This window comes from Draconibacterium sp. (assembly GCF_041583095.1).
Classification (GTDB): Bacteria; Bacteroidota; Bacteroidia; order Bacteroidales; family Prolixibacteraceae; genus Draconibacterium.
In genome coordinates this window covers 1-5,857 of record NZ_JBFHGM010000303.1, presented here as the reverse complement: position 1 = coordinate 5,857, position 5,857 = coordinate 1, and the positions used below count along the sequence as shown (strand labels likewise).

Here is a 5,857-nt window from a genome sequence, read left to right as displayed (position 1 = left end):
GAATAATATGGCACCGGAAAATCAGGAACTGGTGCAACTATTGAAGAATAAAATGGTTGAATTTGATCAGGACTTAAAGGAAAATAAGAACTAAACAGTATTTAATTGATGAATCATGAAAAAGATAATTCTTAATTTATTGGTTATTGTTGCATTGTTCGCTTCATGCAACCAACAACCCGAAATAACCTGGGTAAGCACAACTGATTCGAACCCTTGGGTTAAAAAAGAAATTGTTTCGGAACCAACAGCCGGACTTGCTGAAATCGCTATTAATATTGACACCAATAACCGCCAACAATCCATCTCAGGCTTTGGTGGATGTTTTAACGAATTGGGATGGGAGGCATTGAATATGGTAACTCCCGAAGAGAAACAGCAAATTCTAAACGATTTATTCGACCCGGAAACAGGCTGTAAATTTACCATCTGCCGCATGCCAATCGGGGCCAACGATTATGCGGTTGATTGGTACAGCCATAATGAAACGGAAGGTGATTTTGCAATGGAAAATTTCTCCATCGACCGCGATAAAAAACGCCTGATTCCCTACATTCACGCGGCGCAAAAAATAAATCCGAATATCCAGGTTTGGGCTTCTCCCTGGTGTCCGCCATCGTGGATGAAACACAACAAACATTACGCGTGCCGTGCCGATGCAAAAGTAAACGACTTAGCTCCTGAGTTGAGCTCTATGGAAGAACTGGTATCGCGTTTTATTACCGAACCCGAATATTTTCAGGCTTATGCACTTTATTTTTCAAAATTTATTCAAGCCTACAAAAAGGAGGGGATTGATATCTATGCAGTTCATGTTCAAAACGAACCCAATTCAGCACAAAATTTTCCATCGTGTGTTTGGAAACCTCAGGATCTTGGAATCTTAATTGCCGATTATCTTGCTCCCCGGTTTGAAAAAGATGGAATTGATGCGGAAATCTGGTTGGGAACAATTGAACGCCCACAAATTGAGCGGGTTGACGATGTGCTTCAGTATAAAAATACGATGGATTACGTTAAAGGTGTTGGCTTTCAGTGGGCAGGTAAAGGTGCAATCCCTGAGGTTCATAAAAAATATCCGGCAATGCAGTTAATGCAAACCGAAACCGAATGTGGCGATGGCTCAAATGACTGGAAAGCAGCAGAATATACTTTCAGTTTGATGAAGCATTATTTTGAGAATGGTGCCAATGCCTATATGTATTGGAATATGGTTTTAGATGAAACTGGTAAAAGTCAGTGGGGCTGGAAACAAAACTCGATGATTTCGATTGACAGCAAAACAAAAGAAATTGTTTACAATCCTGAGTTTTACCTGATGAAACACCTTAGTGCATTTGTAAAGCCCGGTGATGTTAAACTGACCACCGATGGAAGTGATGAAAATACATTGGTGTTTTACGCTGCAACAACCAACGAAGTGAAAATTCTAAACTACAACGAGGTAGATAAAAATCGTGTGTTGAAATTAAACATCAACGGTGAAGCGATAAACGTTGAGCTGGATGCCAAATCGTTTAATACGCTGCTTGTACAGTTGTAATTGAAGATTCTAAAACAAGTTCTGCGAAACAAGTAAACTCAAAAAATGCAACGTAGAAAATTCATAAAAAAAGCAGGTTTAGGAACACTTGGAATGGGCTTCGCACCTGTGGCTTTTGCCGGTTCAGGCAATAAAAAATGCAATGAGAAAATTTGCCGTATCGCGTGGGAGGAGCTGTGTCCAACTGATGGAGGAGCTTTTGAATATGTACATCCACGAAAAGGAATACCGAATGTGCTTTTGTACGGCGATTCCATTTCAATCGGATATACGCCAACTGTTCGCGAGGTGTTGAAAAACGAAGCCACTGTTTTTCGTTTCCAAAGAAACGGAGGATCAACTGATCGTCTGATTCCGGGACTGGAGGAAATGGAAAGAGCCATGTTTCAGCCACATTTAAAAGGAGGCTGGGATTTTGAATGGGATGTCATTCATTTTAACGTGGGGCTGCACGATTTAAAATACCTGAAAGGTGGGAAACTGGACAAGGAGAATGGCAAGCAGGTTTCTTCAATCTGCGAATACAAAACCAGGCTAAAAGGAATTTGCGACTATTTACAGGCTAAATTTCCTGATACGAAGTTAATTTTTGCCACTACTACTCCTGTGCCCGAAGGGGCTGCAGGGCGCTTTTCCGGCGATAGTAAAAAATATAACAAGGCCGCACTGGAAGTATTAAATGACTATCCGTCAATTCGTATTAACGACCTGTATTCGTTTACCAAACCCAATCTGAATGAATGGGCAATTAAACCCGGAAATGTACATTATAACGAATTGGGAAAAACAGAACAAGGGAAACAGGTTGGACGAATTATTGCTGAAAATATATAATTATGAAGAAGATATTTTATTTGTTAATCGTTTTGTTAACTGGTGTTGTGGCGCGGGCTGAGAAGAATGCTCCGGCCTTCATCCCACAACCTGAATCAGTAATTCTGAAAGAAGGAAATTTTATTCTTACTCCTGAAACAGGAGTCATTATTCCGAAAAAATATGCGGGCGATTTCGCACCCTATCTTTCAAAAAAGATGAATAATGATACAGGTTTGGAACTGGAAGTAAAAACCGGAAACAGAACACCATATTCTAACTTTATTTTGTTTGAAGTAGTGAAAGATGAAAACATATCCGACGAGGGGTACGTTTTGGAAGTATCGCAAGATAACATTGTGGTGAAAGCCAAAGACTATCCGGGTTTGTTCTACGGGTTACAGACACTCCGTCAGGCAATGTCATTAAATGCCGAAAAGGTTGAAATTCCGTGTATGACGGTTAAAGACAATCCACGTTTTGCCTGGCGTGGAATGATGTTGGATGTATCGCGCCATTTTCAAACCAAGGAATTTGTAAAAAAACAAATCGATGTGTTTGCGTCCTACAAAATCAATAAATTTCATTGGCATTTAACCGACGACCAGGGCTGGCGTATTGAAATAAAAAAATATCCCAACCTCACAGAAAAAGGTGCCTGGCGAGCCGACCGCACGGGAATTACCTGGTGGCAGCGTGAACTGGCTACTCCCGATGAACCTAAAACCGTTGGTGGCTTTTATACGCAGGAAGATATTAAAGAGGTGATTGAATATGCCCGAATCCGTAATGTTGAAGTGATTCCCGAAATTGATGTGCCGGGGCACAGCAAAGCTTTAATTGCATCTTATCCTTTTTTATCTTGTGTTGATTCAGCCAATTTTGAAGTAGCAACCGGAGGAAAGGCACCTGATAATGCCGTTTGTGCCGGAAAAGAAACAAGCTACGAATTTTTAGACGATGTACTTACCGAAGTTGCTGCATTGTTTCCAACCCAATACTTGCACATTGGTGGCGACGAATGTAATAAAACCAACTGGCGTAAGTGCGAACATTGCCAAAAGGTAGTGGAAGAAAATGGCTTAAAAGACATGGAAGAACTGCAAAGCCATTTTATTCAACGTGTAAATAAATTGGTAAGCGCCAAAGGAAAAACAATGATTGGCTGGGACGAGATTCTGAGTGGTAAAGGCGCAAAGGGAGCAACTATAATGGCCTGGCGTCGCGGGAAATATACACCCGAAGTGGATGCCCCAAAAGGTGGCTATCCAACTATAATGACAGATTATACGCATTCGTACATCAGCCAGGTACAAGGACCGCAAGAACTGGAGCCTGAGGGCCCGAAAGTGGTATTGCCTCTTTCAAAAGTTTATGCTTACGAGCCTATCCCTGAAGAATTAAGCACCAAAGAAGCTGCCTTTGTTTTGGGAACCGAAGCTTGCTTGTGGGGCGAATTTACCCCAACCGAAGAACATTGCGAATACATGCTTTATCCGCGCACCCTAGCCAATGCCGAGGTGGCCTGGAGCCGACCCGAAGTAAAAGACTGGAGCCGGTTTCAAGCTGCAGTGGAAAATCATTTCGGAAGATTAGAAAAAAAAGGAGTGAACGTTTCAACCAGTTTGTATAGCGTTTATGGTTCGTTTGCACTGGATAAATTATCCTACACCGCAAAAGTGTACTTAACCACGGAAACGGCTTACGACATCTGTTACACCACGGATGGAAGTGAGCCATCGGTTGAAGCAATCAAGTACAAAGGTGTTTTTAATGCAGAAAACAGAAGCACTGTAAAAGCCGGTTTATTTAATAAAGACGGAAAACTATTGGGAAAAATTACCGAATTAAAAATACGATAGAAATGATAAAAATACTTGTGTTGCTCTTTATAATTGGCGCATTCTCAGCGTGTACGAATACGAATAAGAGCACAGAACCCGGTGTTGAAAACCCAAATATTGTCTATATTATCTGCGACGATTTGGGCTATGGCGATGTGCAATGTTTAAATCCTGAGCGTGGAAAAATACCAACTCCTCAAGTGGATAAATTTGCTACTGAGGCTATGGTGTTTACCGATGCCCATTCAGGTTCTTCGGTTTGTACACCAACTCGTTATGGGGTCTTAACTGGGCGTTATGCCTGGCGGTCCCGGTTGCAAAATGGCGTGTTGGGAGGCGGTCATGAGTTTGAACCATTAATCGCTGAAAATCAGTTAACAGTTCCGGCATTGCTTAAACAGGCCGGTTACACAACAGCAGCCATGGGGAAATGGCATTTGGGTTTTGCCGTTAACGATTCATTAGGCAATCCGGTTGATGTGTATCCAAATGGGCAAAGAAGACCAAGTCCTGCGCCGGTAGGTTCAATTGTGCCAAACGGACCAACTACCCGTGGTTTCGATACCTATTTAGGTTTTCATCATTCGGCATCAATGGAAACAGTGATTAAAGATGGCAAGGTAATCGACAACATGCCTACCATTAAAATGCTTCAGTTTTTAGGCACCCATGCTAATAAATACATTGCTGAAAAATCAAAAAAACAAGAGCCTTTCTTTTTGTATTTGGCACTGAATTCACCTCACTCGCCGGTTGTGCCTTCCGAGGATTGGCAGGGGAAAAGTGGTATGGGCGATTATGCTGATTTTGTTATGGAAACCGACGACGTGGTGGGGCAGGTACTTCAAGCATTGGAAGAGAATGGTATTGCACAAAATACACTGGTGTTTTTTACCAGCGACAATGGTTGTTCATACCCTGTAGCAAAAGGCCACAAACTTGAAAAAGAATATGGGCACTATGCCAGTGCGCAGTTTCGTGGATCAAAGTCTGATATCTGGGAGGGAGGCCACCGCATTCCGTTTATTGTTCGCTGGCCCGGAGTAGTTGAGGCCAATTCTACCAACGATGAATTAATTTGCCTGACCAACCTGCTGGCAACTTGTGCCGAAATTACCGGTCAGAACATTCCTGAAGCTGAAGGAGAAGATTCGTACAGTATTTTGCCGCTACTGAGCAACAAAAATGAAGAAAGCCCATACGAGGTGGTGGTGCACCATTCTATTCAAGGCAAATTTTCAATTCGGAAAGGCAACTGGAAACTGGAGTTTTGTCCCGGTTCGGGCGGTTGGACAACCCCTACCGATAAAGCCGCAAGAAACAACGGGTTGCCCGAAATACAGTTGTATAATCTTGAAGAAGATATTGCAGAGCAAAACAATGTGTACGCCAAGTATCCTGAAATAGTAGAAGAACTTACTGCTGAATTGATGGAGGTTGTTAAAAAAGGGCGCACAACAAAAGGCGAACCTTTAAGTAACGATGTTGAGGTAGATGTACTCAAGGAAGGGAAATAATCGATTTTAGCTAATTATGAGATTAATAAGGAATATCAGCATTGGGTTTGTAGGAATTATGTTTTTGATTGCATGTACTCAATCAAATGAAAAGCAAGCGGTTGATTACATTGATCCTATCATCGGGGCGGTAACTTATG

4 protein-coding genes are annotated in these 5,857 nt (G+C 42.0%); all 4 read left to right on the top strand.

Annotated features, from left to right (window positions below; genetic code table 11):
• The first annotated feature begins 115 nt into the window (after positions 1 to 115).
• The 4 genes from ABZB17_RS19640 to ABZB17_RS19625 are packed head-to-tail and all read left to right on the top strand — an operon-like array spanning position 116 to position 5,717.
• Positions 116 to 1,543 (top strand): hypothetical protein, encoded by a 1,428-nt coding sequence (locus tag ABZB17_RS19640; RefSeq protein WP_372652792.1) that lies wholly within the window; start codon positions 116 to 118, stop codon positions 1,541 to 1,543.
• A gap of 45 nt (positions 1,544 to 1,588) precedes the next feature.
• Complete coding sequence (locus ABZB17_RS19635) at positions 1,589 to 2,377, top strand: SGNH/GDSL hydrolase family protein (RefSeq protein ID WP_372652789.1); 789 nt, start codon at positions 1,589 to 1,591, stop codon at positions 2,375 to 2,377.
• A 2-nt stretch (positions 2,378 to 2,379) separates the two neighbouring features.
• Positions 2,380 to 4,218: a beta-N-acetylhexosaminidase gene (locus tag ABZB17_RS19630; protein ID WP_372652787.1), complete on the top strand. Its 1,839-nt coding sequence runs from the start codon at positions 2,380 to 2,382 to the stop codon at positions 4,216 to 4,218.
• Between the two features lie 2 nt (positions 4,219 to 4,220).
• Entirely contained in the window at positions 4,221 to 5,717 is a 1,497-nt protein-coding gene (locus ABZB17_RS19625) for an arylsulfatase (protein ID WP_372652784.1), read from the top strand.
• Positions 5,718 to 5,857: the final 140 nt, after the last annotated feature.

Coding starts and splice junctions, on each gene's coding strand:
- ABZB17_RS19640 (WP_372652792.1), top strand. CDS start 116: ATGAAAAAGATAATTCTTAATTTATTGGTTATTGTTGCATTGTTCGCT.
- ABZB17_RS19635 (WP_372652789.1), top strand. CDS start 1,589: ATGCAACGTAGAAAATTCATAAAAAAAGCAGGTTTAGGAACACTTGGA.
- ABZB17_RS19630 (WP_372652787.1), top strand. CDS start 2,380: ATGAAGAAGATATTTTATTTGTTAATCGTTTTGTTAACTGGTGTTGTG.
- ABZB17_RS19625 (WP_372652784.1), top strand. CDS start 4,221: ATGATAAAAATACTTGTGTTGCTCTTTATAATTGGCGCATTCTCAGCG.